The organism is Tigheibacillus halophilus, from assembly GCF_042683165.1.
In the GTDB taxonomy this organism is placed as follows: Bacteria; Bacillota; Bacilli; order Bacillales; family Amphibacillaceae; genus Tigheibacillus; species Tigheibacillus halophilus.
Genome location: NZ_JBHUIZ010000012.1, coordinates 136680 through 158627, shown reverse-complemented (window position 1 = coordinate 158627; position 21948 = coordinate 136680). Strand labels below are relative to the sequence as shown.

Here is a 21948-nt window from a genome sequence, read left to right as displayed (position 1 = left end):
TGTTTTATCAGCTGCCAATTTGTGCTACCCCCGCTTCCAAACTCGAATGGCTTTTTAACAATGAAGCAAGCTTTGCACCGATCATGGTGTCGGAGCGGAATTTTTCTTCCTCGCTTAGCAGCAGCCATGCCTCTTGAAATGCGACTTGTTCCTCTATACTGAGGTTGTATGCAGAAAAACCATCGAAATGCCCCTGCCCGGCTTTATTTAATACAAAGTGTATTTTTGATTGATCCAGGTTGATATGATGCAAATCATTGCTCAGCATGTTTTTCGTCCGTTCAAAACTCGTTTCATCAGCGGACAACAACCAGAATATTTCGTCACTAATATCCAAGGCACTGCTGTTTCTTTCATGTAATGTGCTGTCAAGATCGATGATGATATAATCGTAATCCTGTGTTTGCCTAATCGCCTCGACAAACGATTCTATTTGTTCCTTTGTGGCAATTTCCATTTCTTCCGGATTTGCAGGAAGTGAAAAATAGTCAATGTTTGATAAAGCATCACGTGATTTCAATGACTCGATTTTTGCTATCAAACGTTCCCGGTTGTTTTTTAGATAATATAGCACTTCGGCTGATGAAGGCTTTTCATCTTTGAAATACAGGTAAGTCGTATGCAATAGCTCCAGATTGAGATAGAATACCCTTTTTTCAAGCATTGCCAGGTATTTGGCCATGCACAAAGAGAAAAGGGTCTTACCCACGCCGCCGCTGCCGCTGTAAAAAGTGATGACGGATTCCTTCTGTTTGCCATTTACCATTTGCAGCACTTTACCGCTTTGTTCGTAGTACTTGGCCAACACTTGAGACATCAAGTCTTTCAGTGGCTGGTATTTAAAAAGCGATATCTCCGGGGAATCCGATTCATCCACTGAATCAGCAAGACGGATCATCTGGTCGAATACCTGTATATCCTGCGTGTCCAACTCTTCATCCGTCAATAAAATATGATGTTTTTGATTCCTTGTATTTTCGCGAAAAGCATCGAGATTTGTAAATATTTTCGTTGCATATTTTTCTCCGTTGTCCGGATTGAGCATAAAATTTGAAAAGAAGTTCGCATATGTGGCATCTTTTGTATATAAAACAACCCTTAGTTTGTTCACTTTCCTACCCCCGTCTAGTCATAAAAAAATATATAATAAACGTACAGTAAATATGTGTAAAAGAAAAGGGGCTCCCGGGAAATTGAGTAGTTAGACCTAAACAACATGATTGGTTATGACTTTCGAGGAAAATTGCAAGGAAATAGCAAAAAACAATCAATTTTGATCATTTTTTGCTATTTTTATAAGGATAATTTTACATTTTTTGTAAGTTTTGTTCGCATTTCTGCTTAAAATCTTGGATTTCAAAAAAGAAAGGATGATGAAGGACTTTGGTTGTGGGTACTTTTCCCTAGGTGATTTTTATGTATTTTCCATGTCATAGAAATTTAATGTTTACAGTTGTATGGTTGGTTTATTACCAACGATTTGATTATATTTATTGCAATTTCATTACAAAATTCAACAAAATAACCACTTTTTAAATCAGTTCTTTAGACCTATTAAACTACTGAAAATTCCCCATAAATTTAAAATTACCTCTATTACAATTATTCAATTTACCCATAAACGAATTACAATCAGTTCCTTATGCAGCAGTGGTTACATAATAAACGTACTTAAACAAAATATTAGAAATCATCTAAATGATTAAGTTACGTTCAAAAACTGTTCGTGTTTTTCAATTATATAAATCATTATTTGGGTTTTATGTAATGGCACTTATTGTGAAAGAATGGATTAATGGATAAAGGGGGCAAGGGGCAGATCAGGATATAAAATCTGCTCCCTGCTTCCAGCATATTATCTTTCCTTGGTCAAATCCTTATCACTTCGCATGGTGTCTATTGGACGAACATAATTTTCAATTTGCTCCCTTTTAGGCTCCAGCATCGGCGGCAGAGCAAGTTTTTCACCTAAGGTTTCATAGGGTTCATCTTCCATGAAGCCTGGACCGTCAGTAGCGATTTCAAACAGAATGTGTGGAGCGACGTTAGTATATAGAGATTCAAAATAGAAACGATTGACATACCCCGAATTTGGTAAACCAAACTGCTTCATACGTTCGATCCATTCCTCCAACCCTTCATGGTCTGCAACACGAAATGCAGCGTGATGAACTGTTCCATAGCCTTGTCGGGCTCTCGGAAGAACCGTATTATGCTCCACAATGACTTGGGCACCGTTTCCTCCTTCTCCAGTTTCAAACAAATGCAAGGATCCATCCTGATCGATTTCCTTGAACTGCAATACTTTCTCCATCATTTCTTTGAAATAGGTGATATTATCTATGCGAACAAAGATTGGCCCTAATCCTGTGATAGCATATTCCAGTGGAATTGGTCCTTTTTGCCAGGGCACTCCCGCCGCAACTCCATGGTTATTTTCATCTGAGATCAGCTGATATTGCTGGTCATCGAAGTCAACGAAAGAAAGTGTCTTCTTGCCAAATTGCTTGCGAATGCCGAAATGTTTGACCTGTTTTTCATCGAATCGCTTGCTCCAATAATCAAGAGCGGCATCACTTGGGACACGAAAAGATGTTTTATAAATTTCATTGTTGCCATGTGTCCCTTTTGGGATACCGGGGAAATCGAAAAACGTCATGTCTGTACCGGGGCCGCCAGTATCATCTGCAAAGAACAAATGATATGTTTGAATATCATCCTGATTTACTGTTTTCTTTACCAGACGCATTCCAAGCGTATATGTGAAGAAATCATAGTTTTTCTCAGCACTGCTGGTGATCGCTGTAACGTGGTGCATACCTTTTAATGATTGTGTCATTTCAATGCCTCCTAATGTTTAAATGAATCAAATGAATTCCATTTTAGAAAATGAGTGCGTCAATAGAATAGGTGCCTGGTCCGATCAAAGCTACCCCTATCACGGTTACAATGATCATCAGATTATATTCATACCCATTTTCCGTAATCCAATAACCATTTTGGCCGCTCACTTTAGCAATGGCAACGACCATTGCCGCCGCTATTAGCAGTGCTGCCAACGGGGTCAATAATCCTAACGCAAAAAGTAAACCGCCGACTAATTCTGATAACCCAGCCATTACTGCCATTGCTCTTGGGGGCTTAACACCGATAGATTCAAAAAATTGACTTGTACCCTTCACACCCCCTCCGCCAAACCAGCCAAACATTTTTTGGGCACCATGGCCCATGAAAGAAATCCCTGTTAACAAACGAATTATTAACAATCCTAAACCTGCCATTTTAAATCCTCCTTTATTTCCTTCATTTCATATATCTTGAATTCGAGATATCCAGGCAAAAAATAATCAGCTTACCCTTATCTTATACATAATTCCTTTTGTTATGCCAAGAAAAAAACGCATCAAGGTGGCCAGCCATTGATTTGCAAAACAGTAATTACAATTCGTAACTACAAAACTAATGATAACAACTGTATGTCAATTTGTCAATACATCATGTTCGAACGAATGCTATATTTTTTCAGTTAAGTAATTTGTTTATTATATTACCTTGACAGTCATAGTAATTCGTTTTATATTGTATTTAGCTGATGCCATTATATCTGTTCGTAAAACATGGGATTATCATGGCTTCATGCAACATAGCAGTGTAACAATTAGCGCATTACAATTGATTTATCAAATGTTTTCCGGCAGTGAAACTAAGGAGGTGAACGTGTGGTTGCATCGAAATTGTCGTCTGATTTACTTCGCGGACATGCGGATACGATGATATTGAAACTTTTAATGGGTGGAGATAAATATGGGTATGAAATTAGCAAACTCATATTCGCCAGTTCCGGCGAACGATACGAATTGAAGGAAGCGACGATGTATTCAAGCTTGAAACGTCTGGAAAAGGAGGAAAAAATCCAATCCTATTGGGGAGACGCGACCCAAGGCGGCAGACGTAAATACTATACGATTACAGCTAATGGCAAAGAGGCATATAGGCAAAACAAGGCAAACTGGGAACAAGCAAAGCAGATTCTGGAACGTCTGTTATAAGGGATGCGTTTCAGCCAAATTTATATCCATTGAATCCATAAGATTAATGGTGATATTTCACAAAAAATAAAAGGAGGATGAGCAGAAGTGATAGATCAATTACAGGCACATGTGAAGCAAATCTTCGCTCCGTACCAAAAAACAAAATCAGCGCAAGAATTGGAAGAAGAATTGTTGCAAAACCTAAGAGAAAAGTACGATGACTATAAAGCAAAGGGATACAGTGATGATGAGGCATATCAGTTAACAACCGATTCCATCGGCGAAGTATCTGAACTGATTGCTTCCATCAATCTCCAGCAAAATGAATTAGAAGAGGCTGTCCATATGAATTATTCCAGGCAGCGTCTTCATGACTCTGATTTCCGTTCCGTAACCGTTCAAAATGGAAAATTCAATTCCGCAGACTTGAAAGGATCTGACTTCAGCCACGCCAACTTGACCGATTGTTCATTTAAAAGCAGCAATCTAAATAAATGTGTGTTTGAAGGAACTGATTTGACAGGAGCAGTCTTCAAGCGGTCGAATTTGAAAGGTGCATGCTTTAAAGACTGTGTTTACGATCGCGCCCATTTCAAGGGATGTAATCTGGAAGGACTTTCATTTAAGGGGGAAGTCTTCAATCAGACCATTTTTGAAACATCCTCACTGAAAAGAGCATCCTTTCGCAACGCTACACTAAACAATGTGCAATTCCGTCTTTCCGACGTGAAAAAAATCGATTTTGACGGTACCATCATGGATAAACTAACCTACAATTTCTTAAAAGGCTCCAAAGCAGAATTAAATAATGTGACACTTATTTGATCCGATGCAGAAGGACAGTCTCCAGGCTCAAAATGGAACATGGAGACTATCCCTTTTTTACGTAATTAAAACAAATCCAACTGTCTTGGAGAGAGTCCTTCGTATTCGATGCCAAGCATTTTTTGCAGTTCTTTTGCATTTCCTGCAGCATCTCCACCCGAATTGTTATTAAACAGGATGATGACATCTTCAGTACGTTCGCGCAATGCCAATATTCTGTTCTTCCATTCTGTCAGCTCTTCTTTGTTATATCTATACAGATAACGTACTTCTCGCCAATTGGCATCCTTTGGTTTATTCCAGCCATGTACATTTCTGCCGTGCATCCGTATCAAAGTAATATTGCCATTTGTGATTTCAGGAACAATCGGAATAGATTTTTCTCCTGCCTGCGGCTCATCTGCAATGACATGAATCCAACCTTCCTGTTTGGCAAATGTCAACGTATCAGAATAATATTTTTCACCGAACCAGGTTTGGTTTCGGAATTCAAGCGCCAGCGGAATATCACCCATCATCTGTTTGCAAAAACGCAGATATTGTACGTTCTTCTTTCTGCAGTCAAACCATGGCGGAAACTGGAACAGTACCATGGCCAATTTATCTGCCTCCTGGTATGGCCGCAACGATTCCTTGAACGCTTGAAACATCTCTTTTTTTGTCTCGAAGGGATTCTCTTCCCCGCGTTGATGTCCGGTCATTCCCTGATATGCTTTGACAACAAAACGAAAATCAGCTGGTGTTTCACTAACCCATTTCAAAGCATTGCGTACGGGCTGCACAGCGTAAAATGAGGCATCGACTTCGACCACAGGAAAATGACTGCTATATTCAGGTAATTTATCTTTCGGTTTTATATGGGCCGGATATAATGAATAATGATCTCCCCAGCCGGTTACACCAATGTAAATCAATGTCATACCCTCCTCCTTCTATCATAACACAGAATATTTACCATGCTGGCTTGCCGCCCATTCGTCTACTCTATATGAATACATTTGCAGGAAGGCTAGTTGCTCTTATGCAGAAGGAAAGGTCTTTATATTTTTTCTACTGTCAAAAGAAATGTTGCCTGTTCCTTCCCCATAAACAAATATTCCTGTACTACCGGCAAAGCAAACTAGAAAAAAACCCCTCGATCTTTTGACAGATAGAGGGGTATTGCATGCCGTGTATCACGACGGTCTTGATTATAGTTTGAATTGTTCTACTAACTCCTGGAGTTCCTCGGCCATCTCGGTTAGCGAGCTTGCTGATCCCCTTATCTCTTCCATGGATGCAAGCTGCTCCTGGGTAGAAGCAGATACGTTTTGCGCGCCATCAGCAGTGGTATCAGCCACAGTAGTCACTTCATCGAATGTCTGCACAAACTGATCGACACTAGACGCAACCTCTTGCATTTTAGCAGTTACAATGCCGGCTTGATCACTGATATCATTCACAAAATCTGATATGGCAGTGAACGATTTTCCTGCATTATTCACTACATGGATTCCTTTTTCTACTTCAGTTGTACCTACTTCCATGGATTTGACGGCAGAATTGGTTTCTTCCTGGATCATTTCGATCATTTTTCTGATTTGTTCAGATGACTGCGAAGACTGCTCAGCCAGTTTACGGACCTCGCTGGCTACTACAGCGAATCCTTTTCCATGTTCACCCGCTCTTGCAGCCTCGATAGCCGCATTTAAGGCAAGCAAATTCGTTTGATCCGCTATATCTTTAATAACATCGACAATCTTACTGATTTCTTGGGAATTTCTGCCCAATCCTTCAATACTATTGGATAGTTCATGTACTGTCTCTTTAATATAATCCATCTGTCCGACAGACGTTTCTAAGGCAGCATTGCCTTCTTTGACTACAGATAACGCATGAACAGTTGTTTCTGTTACTTGTTCCGAACTGGAAGTGATTTGCTGGAGCACCCTGGATACTTCTGTTGCACTTTGTGAACTTTTTTCCAGGCTGGCAGACTGTGTTTCCATTCCGGCAGCTACTTCTTGGATAGAAGATGATATTTGCTCTGTCGCTAGCGTGTTTTGTTCTGTACTTGCAGTTAATTGCTCGGCAGAAGCTGCAAGGCCGGTCGATTTATCCCTGACGCTCATGATGATCGCATTCAATTTTTCACGCATTTGATTGAATGACTGTGCCAGCTGTCCCAATTCATCATTCTTGGATAAGGTAATAGGTTCGCTAAGATTCCCTTTACTCATTTCACGGCTTGCAAGCAGTAATTTATTGATTGGTTGGTTGATGGAACGAATGATAAACAGCACAATCAGTCCGCCCAATACCAAAGAAATGGCAATCACGATCAAAGTCGATTTCAAAATCGGATGGATAGTCTGTTTGACTTCGCTTTGGAACATTGTCCCGACTGTTTTCCATCCAGAAATGTCACTGGTTGTAAATGATCTGTTGCTTTCTTTGCTGCCTTTTCCATATTGAAATTTACCTGCTTTGGTTGCATTCAATTTATTGAAAAGATCACTTTTCGCTTCCGAGCCGGCTTCTAAATTCGGATCACTTATATAATGGCCAGTCGTATCGAGTAAAGAAACGTACCCTTCTTTACCGATATTGATCTGATTGATCATCTCTGTCAAATTACCGAGTTTCAAGTTCACTGCCACAACCCCTTTTCCATCAGGGGTGGCCTTTGCAAGTGTGACAACAACTTGTTCGGAAGACTTAGATACGTATGGATCAGTGATGATGACCTCGCCTTTATTTTCCATGGCCGTTTGATACCAAGGACGTTCACGCGGATCATAATCAGGAGGGTTTTTAAAAGATGTTGGCGAGTTCATGAATTCTCCTGTTTCAGAGCCTACATATGTCTGCTCCACATCCTTCTTCGAATCCTGGATAGTATCCAGCAACAATCTTATTTCTTTATCACTGTTATTTTTCATTTTTCCCGGGTTGATAGCATGTGATAAGTAGTCGACATTTTCCATTTGGGCACGAATGAATTGGTCAATAGTCTGGTTGACGATCTCTACATTCCCTAGCGCTGAATCCTTTAATTGACGGTCGATCGTGTTCTTGGCACTGGTATAAGCTGTATAGAATATGACCAGGCTGGGAATCAACAGCACAACCAAAAAAGAAAGTATCAGTTTATTCTTCATGCTCATATTTCTCTTGGTGTTCTTTTTACGCATATTTACTCTCCTAATCTCTATATGTAATGTGATATATAACTGCTTCTACATTTGTTTATATCGGCATGATAAAATTTAAGTGAAGTAATTCACAGTAATTTTCTTTCTAAAAATATGTAATTAGACCTATATTTTTGTTCCTTGTACCTACTTTTATATAAAGTGAAGAGAGAAATAGCGATCTGAACGATGTTTTGTGTTTTATAGAAGGAAAAATCAAAAACAGCACTTATGAGAACAGTTTAAAGTACTGTCCCCACAAGTGCTTTCAGTTGCTATCGCAAAGGTATGAAGTGATGTTATGCTTCGACATCATAACCTTGATCTTCAACGGCTTCCTGCATAGCTTTTAAATTGACTTTGGTTTCATCATAGGTCACATCGACTTTGCCTGTTTCCAGGTGCACATCCACAGCGGATACGCCATCGAGTTTGTCAAGCGCACCTTCTACTGATGATTTACAATGTCCACATGACATACCTTGGACATGCAGTGTTGTTGCAGCCATCCTGAATCACCTCCTTTAAAAATTCTCAACGTGCTTGTGCGGCTGTAGATTTTCCGCCAGAGCTCATTCGTTGACCCCGTGCTTCTCCGTTAATTTTTATATGTTTAAGTCTTAAAGAGTTAGAAACAACACTTACAGAACTGAGAGCCATGGCAGCTCCCGCAATCCATGGGGCGAGCAGACCTAAGGCGGCTATCGGAATACCTGCCGTATTATAACCGAATGCCCAGAATAAATTTTGCCTGATATTTTTCATCGTAGCATGGCTGATTTGTATCGCTTTTGGAATCAATGTAAGCTCGCCTCCCAAAATGGTCACATCAGCAGCTTCAATAGCAACTTCTGTACCTGTTCCGATTGCGATGCCAATATCTGCAATCGCCAGCGCCGGCGCATCATTGATCCCATCTCCTACCATCGCGGCTTTTTTTCCTTGCAATTGGATTTCTTTTACTTTTTCTGCTTTTTCCTCCGGCAGCACCTGGGCAATCACATGATCAATACCTGCTTGCCTGGCAATAGCCTGCGCGGTACGTTCATTATCCCCCGTGAGCATGTACACGTCCAATCCTTGCTCTTTCAGCTGCGTGATAGCTGCACGCGCTGTTTCTTTGATCGTGTCTGCAACCGCGACGATTCCACGAAAAACGCCATCCACAGCAAGTAACATGACAGTTTGTCCAGCTTTTTCAAGAGAAGACATTTGCTCTTCCACATCCGCCGTCACAATATGCCGGTCAATCATCAGCTTACGATTTCCAACGATCACTTGCTTACCTGCGATGTTTGCTTCGATACCGTGTCCAGGGACTGCTGCGAACTGGTCAGCATCCAACAGGGAAATCTCTTTTTCAGACGCATAAGTGACAATCGCTTCAGCTAAAGGATGCTCCGACCCCTTTTCAGCACTCGCAAGTAATTGCAATGCTTCTTCATCTCCCGTAAAATGTGTCACTTCTGGTTTGCCTTTGGTAATCGTACCCGTTTTATCAAAAACGATCGCCTGCAGCTGATGTGTCCGTTCGAGATGTTCGCCGCCTTTAAACAAGATACCACTTTCGGCAGCTCTGCCAGTTCCCACCATAATGGAAGTCGGTGTAGCCAAACCGAGTGCACATGGGCAGGCGATGACCAAAACAGCAATCCCTGCAACCAACGCCGGTTCGAACTGTCCTGGCTGTACCATTGTAATCCAGATGATAAACGTCAATACGGAGATACCGACTACGATTGGCACAAAATAGCCGGAAATCACATCAGCCTGCCGTTGAATCGGCGCCTTGGATCCCTGTGCCGCTTCAACCACTTTGACAATGGACGCCAAAGCAGTATCTTTGCCGACCTTCGTGGCCTTCATTTCAAATGACCCGTTTTTATTCATCGTAGCTCCGATTACTTGCGCATCTGCTTCTTTTTCGACTGGAATTGATTCTCCTGTCAACATGGATTCATCCACTGACGTATGTCCTTTGACAATAATACCGTCTACAGGTATCTTTTCCCCTGGCTTGACAACCAGTATATCTCCGGCAATAACATCTTCAACGGCTATGAGCTTCTCCTTGCCGTCTCGGATCACACGAGCCTCTTTCGCTTGCATTTGCAGCAGCTTAGAGATAGCGTTGGTCGTTTGGCTTTTCGCTCTCGCTTCCAAATATTTGCCGAACAGTATCAGCGTAATCAGAACAGCGCTTGTTTCAAAATATAAATGCGGTGCGGCATGCACAACCCCAATAGTTTTCACAGCTTCATATAAACTGTAAAAATATGCTGCGCTTGTGCCTAGTGCAACGAGTACATCCATATTGGCTCCGCCGTGGCTAAGATTCTTATATGCACCCACATAAAATTGCCATCCGATAATGAACTGGACAGGTGTTGCAAGAGCGAATTGAAACCATGGATTCATCAGCAAGGCAGGGACACTGATGTTGAACAGATGCACCAGCATCGTTGCCAGCAGCGGCAAGGACAAGATAGCAGAAGCAGTCAGCTTCAACTTCATGCGTTTAAACTGTTTCTCTTTATGAGATTGTTTCTCCTGTCTGTCTGCCTTCACCTTGGCATCATATCCAATGTTCCTGACTTTTTCGATGATGGTTCCTGTATCTACCATCGCAGGGTTATACTGGACAGTGGCGCTTTCTGTCGTCAAATTGACAGTCGCTTTTCCCACACCTTCTTGCTTGTTAAGTACTTTTTCGATGCGTGAAGAACAAGCAGCACATGTCATGCCGAATACATCCAACTCAGTTTTCTCCATAAGCACACCATAGCCGATATCATTTATTTTAGATGAAATATCATCTATGGAAGCTTTTTCAGGATTATAGTCAACAGTCGCTTTCTCCGTTGTCAGATTGACCTTCGCGTCCACACCGTCCATTTTATTCAACACTTTTTCAATACGGTTAGAGCACGCAGCACATGTCATACCTGTTACGCCAAGTGTTGCATGTTTCGTTTCTTCCATTTTGTTTCCCTCCTATTTGGAAAACTGCTGCAATACGTCCATCAGCTCATCTATGGCGTCTTTTCCCTCACCCGATTTGATAGCATCTGTGACACAATGTTTCATATGCCGCTCTGTCACTGAAAAGCCGACCTTTTTCAACGCGGCCTGGATCGCACTGATTTGGACAAGAATGTCCACACAATACCGGTCCTCTTCCACCATCTTCTGAATACCGCGAACCTGACCCTCTACACGCTTCAAACGATTAATAACCGCTTGTTTCTCATCTTTTGTCCTTGGTTTGCTCGGATGGTCATGCAAAAATTTATCCTCCATAGAAATCACTCCTAGTTTTATTATCATCATATATTATACCTATATACTATACCCCCCTACTGTATTTGTCAAGCGAATAAAGATAATACATACCTGCTCTGAAAAAATGATAAAGCGATAAGCAGGTTTGATACGATATTTATTTTCTATATTGGTCTTCCTGGTAATATGCTGGAGTCTGCATTTTCACGGATTCTCGGGTAGTATCCGCAATTTCCTGGCTTCAAACCACCGGTTGCTTCATTTTTGACATTTTGTCAGTATGACGTAAAGCAGTGATGATAGCTGGACTACAGTTGCTAAGCATCCAGCAGGTAGGAGACTGTTACAATCCGGTACATAAAAAAAGACAGCCCCGTCGCTTTAAAATCTAGAGCGGCGGGGACTGTTTCCTATCAGTCCACCGTTATTTTACCATTATGAGTGCTGAGTTTGATGATGTTTTTTCCTTCTCCGAAGATGAGGGTGTTTTTGTTACTTCCATATAGGCTGGCTTTGCCATTGTGTACTTCAACATCAAACAACGCATTTTTAGGTTTATTTTTTGTGGAGATCTTGATATTGCCATTATGAGAGGTAAGATCCATAGGACGGTCAATTTGATCTGTTACCAGTGAAATTCTTCCATTGTCTGTTTTGCCGACAATTTCTCCTTCCACGGCTGTCAAGCTGATTCTGCCATTATTTGATTCCACTTTTGCTTCAGCTGTATCTGCCCGCTCCAATTCGATATTACCGTTATCGGATGCCATCCGCAATTCAGCGGCATGAATATTCGTGGCATGGATTCGTCCATTATTCGTTTCAGCGTTGAGCTTTGGACTTTGAAGATTGTCTAAGGTCAAACGTCCATTGCTTGAAGAAACACTCGCATCATTTGCTTGTATACTCGTAATATTAATTCTGCCGTTTTTTCCGTTTACATAAAGCTTCTTGTATTTTTTTTCTGGTAGATATACATATAAATGCAATGGCTTCTGGAAGAAATCAAAATCAATATTGAAAAGCTTTGTATTCTTTTCTTTGAGATTGATATGAAGTGTCCCATTTTGCGTATTTACGGAAAAATCCTGCTTATGATAAGAAGGCTGCTTTCCCTCCAATGTCACTTTAGGAGAAACATCTTTGGTTGCAACGATATCTACACGAGCATTGTCTGTATTGACTGTGATATTGTTGAATGCATTTTGCTGTAAATCCCTTGTTTCATTAACTACATTTTTCGCAGAATCCTTCGTAAAAAAGATACCAGCTAACCCTGCCACAAGTAAGACAATTCCTAGCACTGCCAATTTTTTCACATTAAGCATGTGTCAGCCCCCCTTTGACAAGTCTCGTGTTCCATTTCAAATATTGAACGAACACCCAGACAAACCCCTTGGTCAAATAAAACATACCGATGCCTATTAAGATTCCCAATCCTGCAGCAACCAGCATAAAGAACAAGTCGACCCATTCAAAAGTGCCTGGGTAAAAGATTGCATTCACCGGAATCATCAATGGAGATAGAACAAAAGAAACCGCAACAACCCATCCTGATATCACAACAGCAGCCAAAGCAATGAAAGGTCCCAAAACAAGAACCAAGTTCAAAAAACCTAGCCCTATTCCAGCCCACACCGCCCGCAAAATATTTCCTGTCGTAGCTTTTTCTTCGGCTATTTCTAACTGGTAAACTGCTAATATTTCCTTGCCGATTTTCTTTGGGGAGCCAAGTGAATTCGCAATTTCCTCTTCTGTCTTTCCTTCTTCCCTGCCCAATGTGAAGTGTTCCGCGTAATCACTCAAAACATCTTGTCGTTCCTCGGTTGGAAGATGTTTGATTACATCTCCCAGTTCCTGCAAAAACTGTTCTTCATTCACCCTTCTCACCATCCTCAATTAATTGGTTGACTGCACTCGAAAATTCTTTCCACTCCTGCATTTGATCGCGTAGATGTTTTCGTCCGGTATCCGTCAGCTTATAATATTTCCGGGACGGCCCTCCTGTGGACTCCTGAAGATATGTTGTAAAAAACCCCTCTTTTGTCAGCCTTCTCAAAAGCGGATAAATGGACCCTTCCGATATTTCAACGTTCTCAGAAATTTTTTGTACCAATTCATATCCATATCGATCCTTTTTATCAAGTAAAACGAGTACACAGATTTCTAATATGCCTTTTTTGAACTGTACATTCATCCTTTCACCCCGTTTCAGACTACACTACCTTGCAATAAACAGTACTTATTAACATCAATTTATCACACACTACTGTTTATTGCAAGGTACTAAACAAAAAAAGATCAAAAGAGACAGCCATGGGGGTTGTCCCTCTTGATTTTTCTGCAAATGCGATAATAAGTCTACATGATGTCATGCCATCAAAAATTCGTTGAGAAAATAAGGCACATTACTCTGGTATCTGGCCTTTAATTCATCGACATACCGACGGATTTCTTCAAAAAACGCGTCTCCCAAAATCGGATATTTCACTGTCCGCACTTGATCCAGTATAGAATTATGAGCAATTACCATTTCAACGCTGCACAGTAAATTATCCACCATTTTTTTGGTTGGAGTGATTCCCATTATATCTTGGTATATTTGTTTATCTTCTACTACATCAAGCACGTGATATGGAAGCTTCATATCGATATGGACACCATCGGTCAAGTTGCCGCTATATACCTTTTCGATTTTCTTTTGGTATATACCACTGGTTGTAATAATGATTTTTCCGGTAAATATTCTGCGTACCTTCTGCAATAGTTCACAAATTTCATCCAGCGGACTAATCAGAAATTCCCCGCCGCTAAACATGATTGCATCAAAAAGGAAACCGCTTTTCTCCAAATAAGAGAACAAGTCTTCACTTGTCTTATATACTGCAGGCGTTCCAGCAACGATTTCTTCATAATTATGGCAGCCAAAGCAGTGAAACGGACAGCCGGCCAGGGAATGTACCAGCAGGGTCGTATGGTTCGGAAGATCGGTAAATGTTCGTATAAAATTGCTATAAAAATTCATCACAAGCCGTCAAATAAGAAGTGGAACTCTCTATTGACGAACTACCTCCCTTAACGTTTTTTCATCGACACGATTCCTTACATTCCAGTCATGCCTTCGAGCTTTGGACCAAAAATTATATTTACCTTTATAGTATCCTTTGTCATCAATATGAATATTACTGCGGGCAATCATCTTTAAATATCCGATGACTCTGCTGAAAGTGGCAATATCTTCCGAACCGCAAGTCGGGCAGTGGTGGATATTTTTCGCATCTTCAGCAACGATTTTTTGTCCGCATGACATGCAGGATGTGATGGTTGGTGTCAATGTAATATAATTGATTGGTTTTTCGAAAATACGGTCCAAATAATCAGCCAGATACTTCGGAGAAACCTTCGATTCCAAAAAATGATGCAATACACTGCCAGAGGTTGCATATCCTTGAAATTCAGCGCTGTTTTCCAGCTGTTCCAAAAAATCTTCCTCGGAAAATGGTGTCATACAGCCGCTTGTCAAGTATGGGTTCTCCCCCTCTCCTTGTACAAAAATATCACGGTCGTTTTTGGCTGCCCATTTGACGTCATGACGTGCCAATTTTATCGCGGCATTTTCCGCCGGTGCATACTCAATTCCGCAGGCGACTTTGTCCCTGACAATAAATTCGTTGATAATTTCGGTCATATACTGCATCAATTCATGCGCAAGCAGTTTGCCGGCCTCATCTTTTATCCCGCCGGCAAATCCCGCATTGATTAACCCTTCATGCATACCTGTTACAGCAAACACATTAAAATAGTTTTTGAGTGTATCGTTAAAAGCAAAAAAGGTCGGGTACAATGCTTTGTTTCTCTCGATCCAACTGCGTTTAGCCATATGTGCTTCCTGCATGATTTCCATGTACTCCCGCATTCTCCTCTTCAACAAGTCCATATCATAAGCAAACTCCAGCAGCATGCGATTCATATTCAGGTTCAACACCTGGACTGCCCCGGTAGAACCTGTTGAAGAGCCAAAAATACCCCCGCCAGCTTTAGATAAGGTTTCCAGATTGATTTGCAGTCTGCAGCACAGGCTTCGGCTCACTTCAGGATCCTTTGTCTGGATAAGTGGATTCAGTTTCCTGTAATATTCATCCTCAAACGGCTTGGTTTTAAAGTTTTCAAAATAAACACCGCCCCACTGATACATTTTGTCAAGAAGTTCCAGAAACTGCGGATTCCTATAGTTGAATTGGTCATCAATCTGCACAGTCAGCAACGGAAACGTAAACGGGATGCCCCCATTTCCAGTACCATGGCTCATGACTTGGATGATCGCCTGGTTGATCCTGTCAAAATAGACAGTAGGAATATCCTTATATTGCAGCATACGGATCTCTCCCCCGATCACTACATATTCCTCCTTGATCTCTGCGGATGGTCTGCCAAACTCCAAAGTGATATTGGAAAAGCTGCTTTGTGCACCGGATCGCAGCGGCATATTCAGCTCCCAAACCAAACTTTGAAACAATTGCTGCAACTCAGCGTCTTGATATGTAACCCCGTGGTTTTCCTCATCTTGTAAATAAGAAGCCGCAACTGTTGTCAGCTGTGCCAGCATGACAGCCCCGGATACCTGTTGCGAAATCAAAGTGACTACGTTGCTAAAATGTCTGACCAGTGTGGTCAAATGCTTTGTCGGTTTAGATGAAATCATGTTCTTGGCCAGCGAAGGGATTCCCTTGGCAGCAATATCCATACAGCTGATGGATACACAATATGGTGCCAGCTGCTTGTCATGGACATAAATCACACCTTCATCATACAATTCTTTTATTTTCGGAGGGAGAATCTGAGAGAATAAAAATTCCTCTTCCGCGTAATTATGCAAATTGTGCCGGAGTAAAGGCAATGAATATACGTAATTGCTATTTTCATGTTTCAGGTAGTCTGCCTGTTTGTCATTTGTATCCGATGTGAATTTTTGAATGATCTGCCTGGTACTTTCAAACATGATTCAACGTCCCTTCCTGTGACATGATTTCAATCATTTGAATCAGTTCCGGCGGATTTACACCGGTACTACGCATGATTTCCATTCCATTCTCCGCAAATAATATCATCGTTGGAACAGAAGTAACGAGGTATGCTTCTGCCTTTTCTGGTTGTTTCACTGCATCTATGGATTCGAATGTTACATGATGATCCAGCAGAAACTTGGAAACAAGTGCACATCTTGGACAAGATACTGTTTCGAATTTTAGCAGTCTCATAAGTTTTTCTCCTTTCGGGTATTATAAAACCAACCGTAACACAACATACAGAATATAAAAGTGACAATAATCACTATATATAGTATGTAATTAAAAACGGAACCATATAAATGGCTCCGTCATCCTTCTGAATCTTTACTGAATTACCGGGCTGTCATGCATCCACTATTTGCTTCTCACCCCATCAAACGATTTCCTGAAATATATAATCAGTACAAAAATCACGACAACCGCAATGGTTATTGGTATGGTATACATTTTATATACTGTAATGGCTTGTTCCCATTTCGGCCCTAAAAAGTAACCTAATGATACAAATACAATTGCCCACAAAAAGGCTCCCCCGATTGTATAAAGGACGAACGTTTTCGCTTTCATTTGAACAATCCCCATAAAATAGCCGGTAAAATGTCGGATTCCCGGAACAAAAAAAGAGATAAAGACTATTTTATTACCAAATCGTTGAAACCATTTTTGGACAACTTGCCAGCGTTTTGGCCCCATCAAAAAACGTGATCCGTACTTTTCAAAAAATGGTGCACCTAGTTTCGCGCCAATAAAATAGGTTATCGTCATTCCGGTGGATGCACCCATCCCGGCGCACAGCACACATAGTCCATATATCAGTTCATCTTTATGAGCCAGCACACCCGAAAAACCCATGACTGTACCACCAGGAAAAGGCAGGAATAGAAACTCGAGCAATAATCCAAAAAACAAAATGCTATATCCATAATCTGCAAACCAGCTGATAATTTGATCCATCTAGCGTCTCCCCGTCCACTGCTTTCTATTAGAATACCAATATTGCATAAACTTGTAAAAGTCGTATTCATTACTCTATTATTGCCACTGATTCTGCAGGTTATGATGAAATTCACGGCTCCGGATTCCCAATCCTTCACTAATCCCGGCAAACATATACACGTAAACAGCGCCGGACCTTGATTGGCCGGCACTGTAATCATTCATATTATATGCTTTTGTCTACATCGCATGCTTCATACCTTTTTTCACCAGCAACCAGTTGGCTGGATAGCTGGTCAGGAAACCTAGCATCATGGCCAGCTGCATCATAAACCAGAATGTGGCCGTACCCGGGCCAGGAGCTTCTGTAAAAAAAACAAGATGTGCCAATGCCATCCAGCCGAACATACCGATTTCAAAAGCGATCAAAGACAATGTATCCGCCTTGATAGCATTCTTGATCCTTTTTGCTGGTTGAGAATGTTTTTTGAATCCCATCCCATAATATTGAAATGCGATGCCAAGCACGTATGCAATCACAAATTCGACTGCATATTCGGCAAGCAGCATACTTCCCGCAATAGTGAAACCGGTAAAAAATACAATCGGCGCACCGATCATGTCACCAAGAGAGCAGCCGCTGCTGCAATGGGTCGTGGAAACGAACACGCTTTGCCAAAATGGTTTGTCACGATGGTGGTGCATATCCTCATGCTCCATATGTTCATGGGGGGCACCAGTATCCCTTCCCAGCTTGTAATATGCAGCAATGCCGATGATAGGAAAATATAAACCTGTCAATGGCCAAACGATATTCATAATAGGCATCATTCTTTGGGGGTGTCTGCTCAAATCAATTAAAATGGCGATTACTTGCATCCCGCCAATTAAAATAGCAATCCACGAAACCATTTCCAGACGATCCAAACAAATCACTTCCTTACGTTAAGTAATCTGCTTTTACGATACCCCCGTAACGTAATTTTTAAACAAAAAATAAAGGAGAGCGCTCCTTGCATGGATATATTCCTGGCATTTAGAGCTCAAAGTAGATATGATAATGCATTTTACAGCCCACATTGAACGGTGCGCGACAATGAATACATTGCTTTGTATGTAAATATTCATTTATCGTAAGCTCTTCCCCACAAACCCCGCACAGTATAGCATATTGATGGAATGCTGCTTTATTCCAAACGGAAATTTCATGCTCTTCGCATGCATGGTGACATTGATAGCATGGATAGTATTTGCCGCAGCAATGAAATTTGATAGCAATAATGTCTGTAGGTCCATGGTAATGGATGCAGCGTGTCTGTTCATCCACCGTCGGTCCATAAACGTTTGGCATCGTTATCCCCCTCGCGCGCAATGTTCTTGCGATAAATACACAAGGTTATTTCGAAACATTCAATTCCCATGTGATACCGTGTTTGTCAGTTACAACTGCATATCTTGCATTCCAAAACGTGTCCTGCAGCTCCATTTTTACCGTGCCGCTTGCGGACAGAACATGATAAATACGATCAATTTCCTCTTCTGATTCCAAATCAAGAGATAGCTGAATAGCATTGCCATGTTGCACATCACCATGGAAAGTATCATTCATATACATAACGCAATTTTCGTTAATGTGCAATTCACTATGAATATATTTCCCCTCATGCCCCTTAAACATTTCATTCCCATCAGCCAGTTGCACATTCTTAATTTCCCCACCAAACACTTCCTGATAATAATTGATGGTCTGTTCACAATTTTTCATGGTGAGATGCGGTATAAGCTGTTTCATCATTTCATTCCTCCGTTTGAGCTATATTTTCAATAAGTTTAACATATTTTCAGTTAACTTGAATAGGAATATCGTAATTTTGAAAAGCCGGCGGCAGTAATTAAAAGACACCCATTTTGCAGTGCCCCTAATTATTAGAAGGTGCACTGCATTCGGGTGCCTTATAGTTCTATTCCCTTATATGGTAAAAATAGTTTAATGCCTTTTTTATTTCCGGGGATGAAGCGCATATCGGCAATCAAATGGCTGATATACCCAAAGACGCAGGCTGTAAACAGACCATTGATCGGAAAATCCGCTGCAAAATGATATGAAATCACCCCGTAAAAAGCCAATCCCAGCAGGGAATGCGTATAAGACCGGTGAGCAAGCAGCGAAGCGGCCATCACATACACACCGATCAACTGGATCCATATAGTCATTAAAACGTATCCCGCAACAGCAATAACAACACCGGAAAGCAGCAGCATGAACTTCTTTGAAAACTGCGGCAATACAAACAACAGGATGAACGCGCCAATAAAACTGATGTATTCATCCATGCCTGAGGCAAAAAAATAAGCGTAGCAGCCTAGCAAGATACCAATCAGTCTTACTGCTGCATTCAAATATTTATTTGAAACAGAAATACGGTTGGCCAGTTTTCCGCCAGTATCCAAATCCGGAATTAACCCGGAAACCACGCCGGCTCCTGTCAGAAAAAGTACATCTTCAGGATTAGCACCTACTTTTTGCGCCACGATAAAACCGGCTGCTGCGCCAAGTACCGCATGCGCGGATCCTCTCATTTGGGCAACCTCCTTTTAACATCAAGCTATTCGTTTCGCCTGCTTCTCTGCCTTGAGGTCATTTTTTAGTAAAACAACATTATTTTTTGAATCCATCATTACATACAGTCAACTAGAATAATATATCACTTTTTATAAAGATAGTACAATTTCCCATCAATATAAAAAAGGCTGCTCACATTCAAGCAGCCCCTTTTATTTTTTCTTTTCCAGTCAGAAGAAAACCCGAGTCTGATCTTCTATCTTACGACAGTGTAATGACAATGATACCAAGGACCATCGTCGCAGCTGCAACAATTCTGCGGTATCCCAGACCCTCAGAAAGCATTTTTGCGCCCATCACAGTTCCTATCAGGATACTCAATTCCCTTACAGGCGCGACATGACTGACCTGAGTGAATGTCATCGCCGTCAATACCAGTATATACGCCAGCGGATTTAAAATACCGATACCGATCGCCTCTTTGCGATGCTCCTTCCAATCACTTTTAACCTGGTCAACATTCCGCAAAGCCTTGGGAGTAAGCATTAGCACCTGACCGACAATGGTGCCGTAATTTAAGAGCAGCGGGGGCATGAGCGCGAAACCCACTGCAGCTTTATCCAATAAAGTGTAAGCAGCAATCAGACAACCAATCATCAACCCATATAGTAATGGAAACAATGTATCTGCTCCCCGGATGGCTTGCAGCCCTCCAGAAATCACGAAAATACTGCCGATAATCAATATGATGCCAATAATGGAAATGAGCGATAATGTTTCATGAAATAAAAAGACAGCTGAGATAGCTACAATGGCTGGTCCTATACCGCGCGCAACAGGATAGACCAGGGAAAAATCACCAATCTTGTATCCCTTTTGCAGCATCAAGGCATAAACCACATGAATCAGGGCACTGCCTGCAATAAAAGCCAGCTCCATCCAGCCAAAAGAGATGCTTTGCAAGAAAAACAAACCAATGACGAAGGGTGCAAAAATGACGGTACTGACTGACATATACAGCCAAACAAAAGCAAAACCGCCCGCCGATCGTTTTGCGAGATAATTCCAAGTTGCATGCATGAATGCCGACATAACGATAAGTGATAGGGCAAGTGCTGACATAAAAAATCTTCCCTCCCTTTCCCTCTTATTATTAATTGGAAATTATACACTAAATTTTCCAACAGTACATGGGATTCGAATGATTCATTTAAAAAAGAAATAAGTATAGCTTTGTTTGGCAAATACTAATACTATACATCATTTGAAGGAGGGAACATGTTGCATAAAGCATTTTCAGATACACATCATCGCCCTTTCCCGCTTCCTGACAGGAAATGGTTGATGACACAGACTTGGGAGGATCTGCTTTTTTGTCATTGGCCGGTATCGTATGCTGTCATACGCAAACACATTCCACCAGAATTAGAACTCGATACGTATGAAGGAAATTGCTGGGTAGGCGTTATCCCTTTCCAAGTAGACAATATGCGACTCAGGATGATGCCCCCCGTTCCATATCTCCAATCTTATCTTGAAGTGAACGTTCGCACCTATGTCACATACAAAGGTGTTCCCGGGATATATTTCCTCTCACTGAATGCAGATAAATCGCTTGCTGTTTTTGGTGGAAGAGTCGGAGCATTGCTTCCATATAAAGGAGCAGAAATAAAAATGGTCAAAAAAGGGCATTCCGTTTATTTCGAAAGTGAACCATGTGGTCCTGACTGGATGGAAGGAAATCTGAAGCTGCACTACCAACCAGTTTCACAAAGCTATACCCCGTTGGCAGGGAGTCTGGAACATTGGCTCTTAGAACGTTATTGTTTCTTCACAGTAAGAAAAAAGAAGATTTATCGCGGGGATATCCATCACACCCCTTGGCGAATCAAGCAAGCAAAAGTATTTATTGAGTCATTTCCCTCTCATTTGAACGATGCTGCCGTCCAATCGCCTGTATTCCACTATTCCCATAAAAAGCAGGCCTTCATGTGGATGCTTACTAAACTATAAATCGTACACGTTTGAGTTTCATACAGTCGGGAACATAAAAATAAACAACGAGATAG

Annotated in this window: 22 protein-coding genes and 1 pseudogene; 3 read left to right on the top strand and 20 right to left on the bottom strand. The window is 41.3% G+C overall.

Features of this window, described 5'->3' with window-relative positions:
- Positions 1-7: 7 nt before the first annotated feature.
- From ACFSMW_RS11970 to ACFSMW_RS11960, 3 genes are all read right to left on the bottom strand, one after another.
- On the bottom strand, positions 8-1111 hold the full coding sequence (locus ACFSMW_RS11970) for a CpaE/TadZ family protein (RefSeq protein WP_390355920.1): 1104 nt from the start codon (positions 1109-1111) through the stop codon (positions 8-10).
- A gap of 744 nt (positions 1112-1855) precedes the next feature.
- Complete coding sequence (locus ACFSMW_RS11965) at positions 1856-2839, bottom strand: ring-cleaving dioxygenase (RefSeq protein WP_390355918.1); 984 nt, start codon at positions 2837-2839, stop codon at positions 1856-1858.
- A gap of 43 nt (positions 2840-2882) precedes the next feature.
- Positions 2883-3281 (bottom strand): DoxX family protein, encoded by a 399-nt coding sequence (locus tag ACFSMW_RS11960; protein WP_390355916.1) that lies wholly within the window; start codon positions 3279-3281, stop codon positions 2883-2885.
- 438 nt (positions 3282-3719) lie between these two features.
- Between ACFSMW_RS11960 and ACFSMW_RS11955 the strand changes: the two genes are divergently transcribed.
- Together ACFSMW_RS11955 and ACFSMW_RS11950 are read left to right on the top strand one after the other, a co-directional pair.
- Positions 3720-4049, top strand: a complete 330-nt coding sequence (locus tag ACFSMW_RS11955) for a PadR family transcriptional regulator (protein ID WP_390355914.1) — start codon at positions 3720-3722, stop codon at positions 4047-4049.
- 87 nt (positions 4050-4136) lie between these two features.
- On the top strand, positions 4137-4856 hold the full coding sequence (locus ACFSMW_RS11950; RefSeq protein ID WP_390355912.1) for a pentapeptide repeat-containing protein: 720 nt from the start codon (positions 4137-4139) through the stop codon (positions 4854-4856).
- Positions 4857-4921: 65 nt separating this feature from the next.
- On the opposite strand, the gene ACFSMW_RS11945 is transcribed toward ACFSMW_RS11950, so the two are convergent.
- The 17 genes and pseudogenes from ACFSMW_RS11945 to ACFSMW_RS11865 form a co-directional block, all read right to left on the bottom strand.
- Positions 4922-5770, bottom strand: coding sequence for a DUF72 domain-containing protein (locus tag ACFSMW_RS11945; protein WP_390356427.1), 849 nt, complete (start codon positions 5768-5770; stop codon positions 4922-4924).
- Positions 5771-6046: 276 nt separating this feature from the next.
- Positions 6047-8029 carry a methyl-accepting chemotaxis protein gene (locus tag ACFSMW_RS11940; protein ID WP_390355910.1) on the bottom strand — a complete coding sequence of 661 codons (1983 nt, stop codon included), beginning with the start codon at positions 8027-8029 and terminating at the stop codon, positions 6047-6049.
- A 299-nt stretch (positions 8030-8328) separates the two neighbouring features.
- The gene (gene copZ, locus ACFSMW_RS11935) at positions 8329-8538 is read right to left on the bottom strand and encodes a copper chaperone CopZ (RefSeq protein ID WP_390355908.1); all 210 of its coding nucleotides are present in this window, start codon (positions 8536-8538) and stop codon (positions 8329-8331) included.
- 91 nt (positions 8539-8629) lie between these two features.
- Positions 8630-11011: pseudogene (locus ACFSMW_RS11930) on the bottom strand (heavy metal translocating P-type ATPase); the annotation flags it as partial.
- A gap of 12 nt (positions 11012-11023) precedes the next feature.
- Positions 11024-11329, bottom strand: a complete 306-nt coding sequence (locus ACFSMW_RS11925) for a metal-sensing transcriptional repressor (protein WP_390355906.1) — start codon at positions 11327-11329, stop codon at positions 11024-11026.
- Between the two features lie 395 nt (positions 11330-11724).
- Positions 11725-12639, bottom strand: a complete 915-nt coding sequence (locus tag ACFSMW_RS11920; RefSeq protein ID WP_390355904.1) for a DUF4097 family beta strand repeat-containing protein — start codon at positions 12637-12639, stop codon at positions 11725-11727.
- The gene (locus ACFSMW_RS11915; protein ID WP_390355902.1) at positions 12632-13192 is read right to left on the bottom strand and encodes an HAAS signaling domain-containing protein; all 561 of its coding nucleotides are present in this window, start codon (positions 13190-13192) and stop codon (positions 12632-12634) included. The genes ACFSMW_RS11920 and ACFSMW_RS11915 overlap by 8 nt, the downstream gene beginning before the upstream one ends.
- Positions 13185-13508 carry a PadR family transcriptional regulator gene (locus tag ACFSMW_RS11910; RefSeq protein ID WP_390355900.1) on the bottom strand — a complete coding sequence of 108 codons (324 nt, stop codon included), beginning with the start codon at positions 13506-13508 and terminating at the stop codon, positions 13185-13187. The genes ACFSMW_RS11915 and ACFSMW_RS11910 overlap by 8 nt, the downstream gene beginning before the upstream one ends.
- 174 nt (positions 13509-13682) lie before the next feature.
- Positions 13683-14336 (bottom strand): 4Fe-4S cluster-binding domain-containing protein, encoded by a 654-nt coding sequence (locus tag ACFSMW_RS11905; RefSeq protein WP_390355898.1) that lies wholly within the window; start codon positions 14334-14336, stop codon positions 13683-13685.
- Positions 14337-14366: 30 nt separating this feature from the next.
- Positions 14367-16310, bottom strand: coding sequence for an anaerobic ribonucleoside-triphosphate reductase (gene nrdD / locus ACFSMW_RS11900; RefSeq protein ID WP_390355896.1), 1944 nt, complete (start codon positions 16308-16310; stop codon positions 14367-14369).
- The gene (locus ACFSMW_RS11895; protein ID WP_390355894.1) at positions 16303-16569 is read right to left on the bottom strand and encodes a thioredoxin domain-containing protein; all 267 of its coding nucleotides are present in this window, start codon (positions 16567-16569) and stop codon (positions 16303-16305) included. The genes nrdD and ACFSMW_RS11895 overlap by 8 nt, the downstream gene beginning before the upstream one ends.
- Positions 16570-16734: 165 nt before the next feature.
- The gene (locus ACFSMW_RS11890) at positions 16735-17334 is read right to left on the bottom strand and encodes a DedA family protein (RefSeq protein ID WP_390355892.1); all 600 of its coding nucleotides are present in this window, start codon (positions 17332-17334) and stop codon (positions 16735-16737) included.
- A gap of 222 nt (positions 17335-17556) precedes the next feature.
- Entirely contained in the window at positions 17557-18252 is a 696-nt protein-coding gene (locus ACFSMW_RS11885) for a DUF4396 domain-containing protein (protein ID WP_390355890.1), read from the bottom strand.
- 100 nt (positions 18253-18352) lie between these two features.
- On the bottom strand, positions 18353-18667 hold the full coding sequence (locus ACFSMW_RS11880) for a CHY zinc finger protein (RefSeq protein ID WP_390355888.1): 315 nt from the start codon (positions 18665-18667) through the stop codon (positions 18353-18355).
- Positions 18668-18712: 45 nt separating this feature from the next.
- A complete protein-coding gene (locus ACFSMW_RS11875; RefSeq protein WP_390355887.1) occupies positions 18713-19111 on the bottom strand; it encodes a VOC family protein in 399 nt (132 codons plus the stop codon).
- Between the two features lie 158 nt (positions 19112-19269).
- A complete protein-coding gene (locus ACFSMW_RS11870; RefSeq protein ID WP_390355885.1) occupies positions 19270-19896 on the bottom strand; it encodes a metal-dependent hydrolase in 627 nt (208 codons plus the stop codon).
- 244 nt (positions 19897-20140) lie between these two features.
- Positions 20141-21001, bottom strand: a complete 861-nt coding sequence (locus ACFSMW_RS11865) for an EamA family transporter (protein WP_390355883.1) — start codon at positions 20999-21001, stop codon at positions 20141-20143.
- A 159-nt stretch (positions 21002-21160) separates the two neighbouring features.
- Between ACFSMW_RS11865 and ACFSMW_RS11860 the strand changes: the two genes are divergently transcribed.
- Positions 21161-21892 carry a YqjF family protein gene (locus ACFSMW_RS11860; RefSeq protein ID WP_390355881.1) on the top strand — a complete coding sequence of 244 codons (732 nt, stop codon included), beginning with the start codon at positions 21161-21163 and terminating at the stop codon, positions 21890-21892.
- Positions 21893-21948 lie beyond the last annotated feature (56 nt).

What these genes read in the sequence shown, in the direction of transcription:
- ACFSMW_RS11865 (WP_390355883.1), bottom strand. Translation starts at nt 21,001, where the DNA reads ATGTCAGCACTTGCCCTATCACTTATCGTTATGTCGGCATTCATGCAT.
- ACFSMW_RS11890 (WP_390355892.1), bottom strand. Translation starts at nt 17,334, where the DNA reads ATGGATCAAATTATCAGCTGGTTTGCAGATTATGGATATAGCATTTTG.
- nrdD (WP_390355896.1), bottom strand. Translation starts at nt 16,310, where the DNA reads ATGTTTGAAAGTACCAGGCAGATCATTCAAAAATTCACATCGGATACA.
- ACFSMW_RS11880 (WP_390355888.1), bottom strand. Translation starts at nt 18,667, where the DNA reads ATGCCAAACGTTTATGGACCGACGGTGGATGAACAGACACGCTGCATC.
- ACFSMW_RS11910 (WP_390355900.1), bottom strand. Translation starts at nt 13,508, where the DNA reads ATGAATGTACAGTTCAAAAAAGGCATATTAGAAATCTGTGTACTCGTT.
- ACFSMW_RS11965 (WP_390355918.1), bottom strand. Translation starts at nt 2,839, where the DNA reads ATGACACAATCATTAAAAGGTATGCACCACGTTACAGCGATCACCAGC.
- ACFSMW_RS11895 (WP_390355894.1), bottom strand. Translation starts at nt 16,569, where the DNA reads ATGAGACTGCTAAAATTCGAAACAGTATCTTGTCCAAGATGTGCACTT.
- ACFSMW_RS11920 (WP_390355904.1), bottom strand. Translation starts at nt 12,639, where the DNA reads ATGCTTAATGTGAAAAAATTGGCAGTGCTAGGAATTGTCTTACTTGTG.
- ACFSMW_RS11940 (WP_390355910.1), bottom strand. Translation starts at nt 8,029, where the DNA reads ATGCGTAAAAAGAACACCAAGAGAAATATGAGCATGAAGAATAAACTG.
- ACFSMW_RS11960 (WP_390355916.1), bottom strand. Translation starts at nt 3,281, where the DNA reads ATGGCAGGTTTAGGATTGTTAATAATTCGTTTGTTAACAGGGATTTCT.
- ACFSMW_RS11925 (WP_390355906.1), bottom strand. Translation starts at nt 11,329, where the DNA reads ATGGAGGATAAATTTTTGCATGACCATCCGAGCAAACCAAGGACAAAA.
- ACFSMW_RS11905 (WP_390355898.1), bottom strand. Translation starts at nt 14,336, where the DNA reads ATGAATTTTTATAGCAATTTTATACGAACATTTACCGATCTTCCGAAC.
- ACFSMW_RS11870 (WP_390355885.1), bottom strand. Translation starts at nt 19,896, where the DNA reads ATGAGAGGATCCGCGCATGCGGTACTTGGCGCAGCAGCCGGTTTTATC.
- ACFSMW_RS11875 (WP_390355887.1), bottom strand. Translation starts at nt 19,111, where the DNA reads ATGATGAAACAGCTTATACCGCATCTCACCATGAAAAATTGTGAACAG.
- copZ (WP_390355908.1), bottom strand. Translation starts at nt 8,538, where the DNA reads ATGGCTGCAACAACACTGCATGTCCAAGGTATGTCATGTGGACATTGT.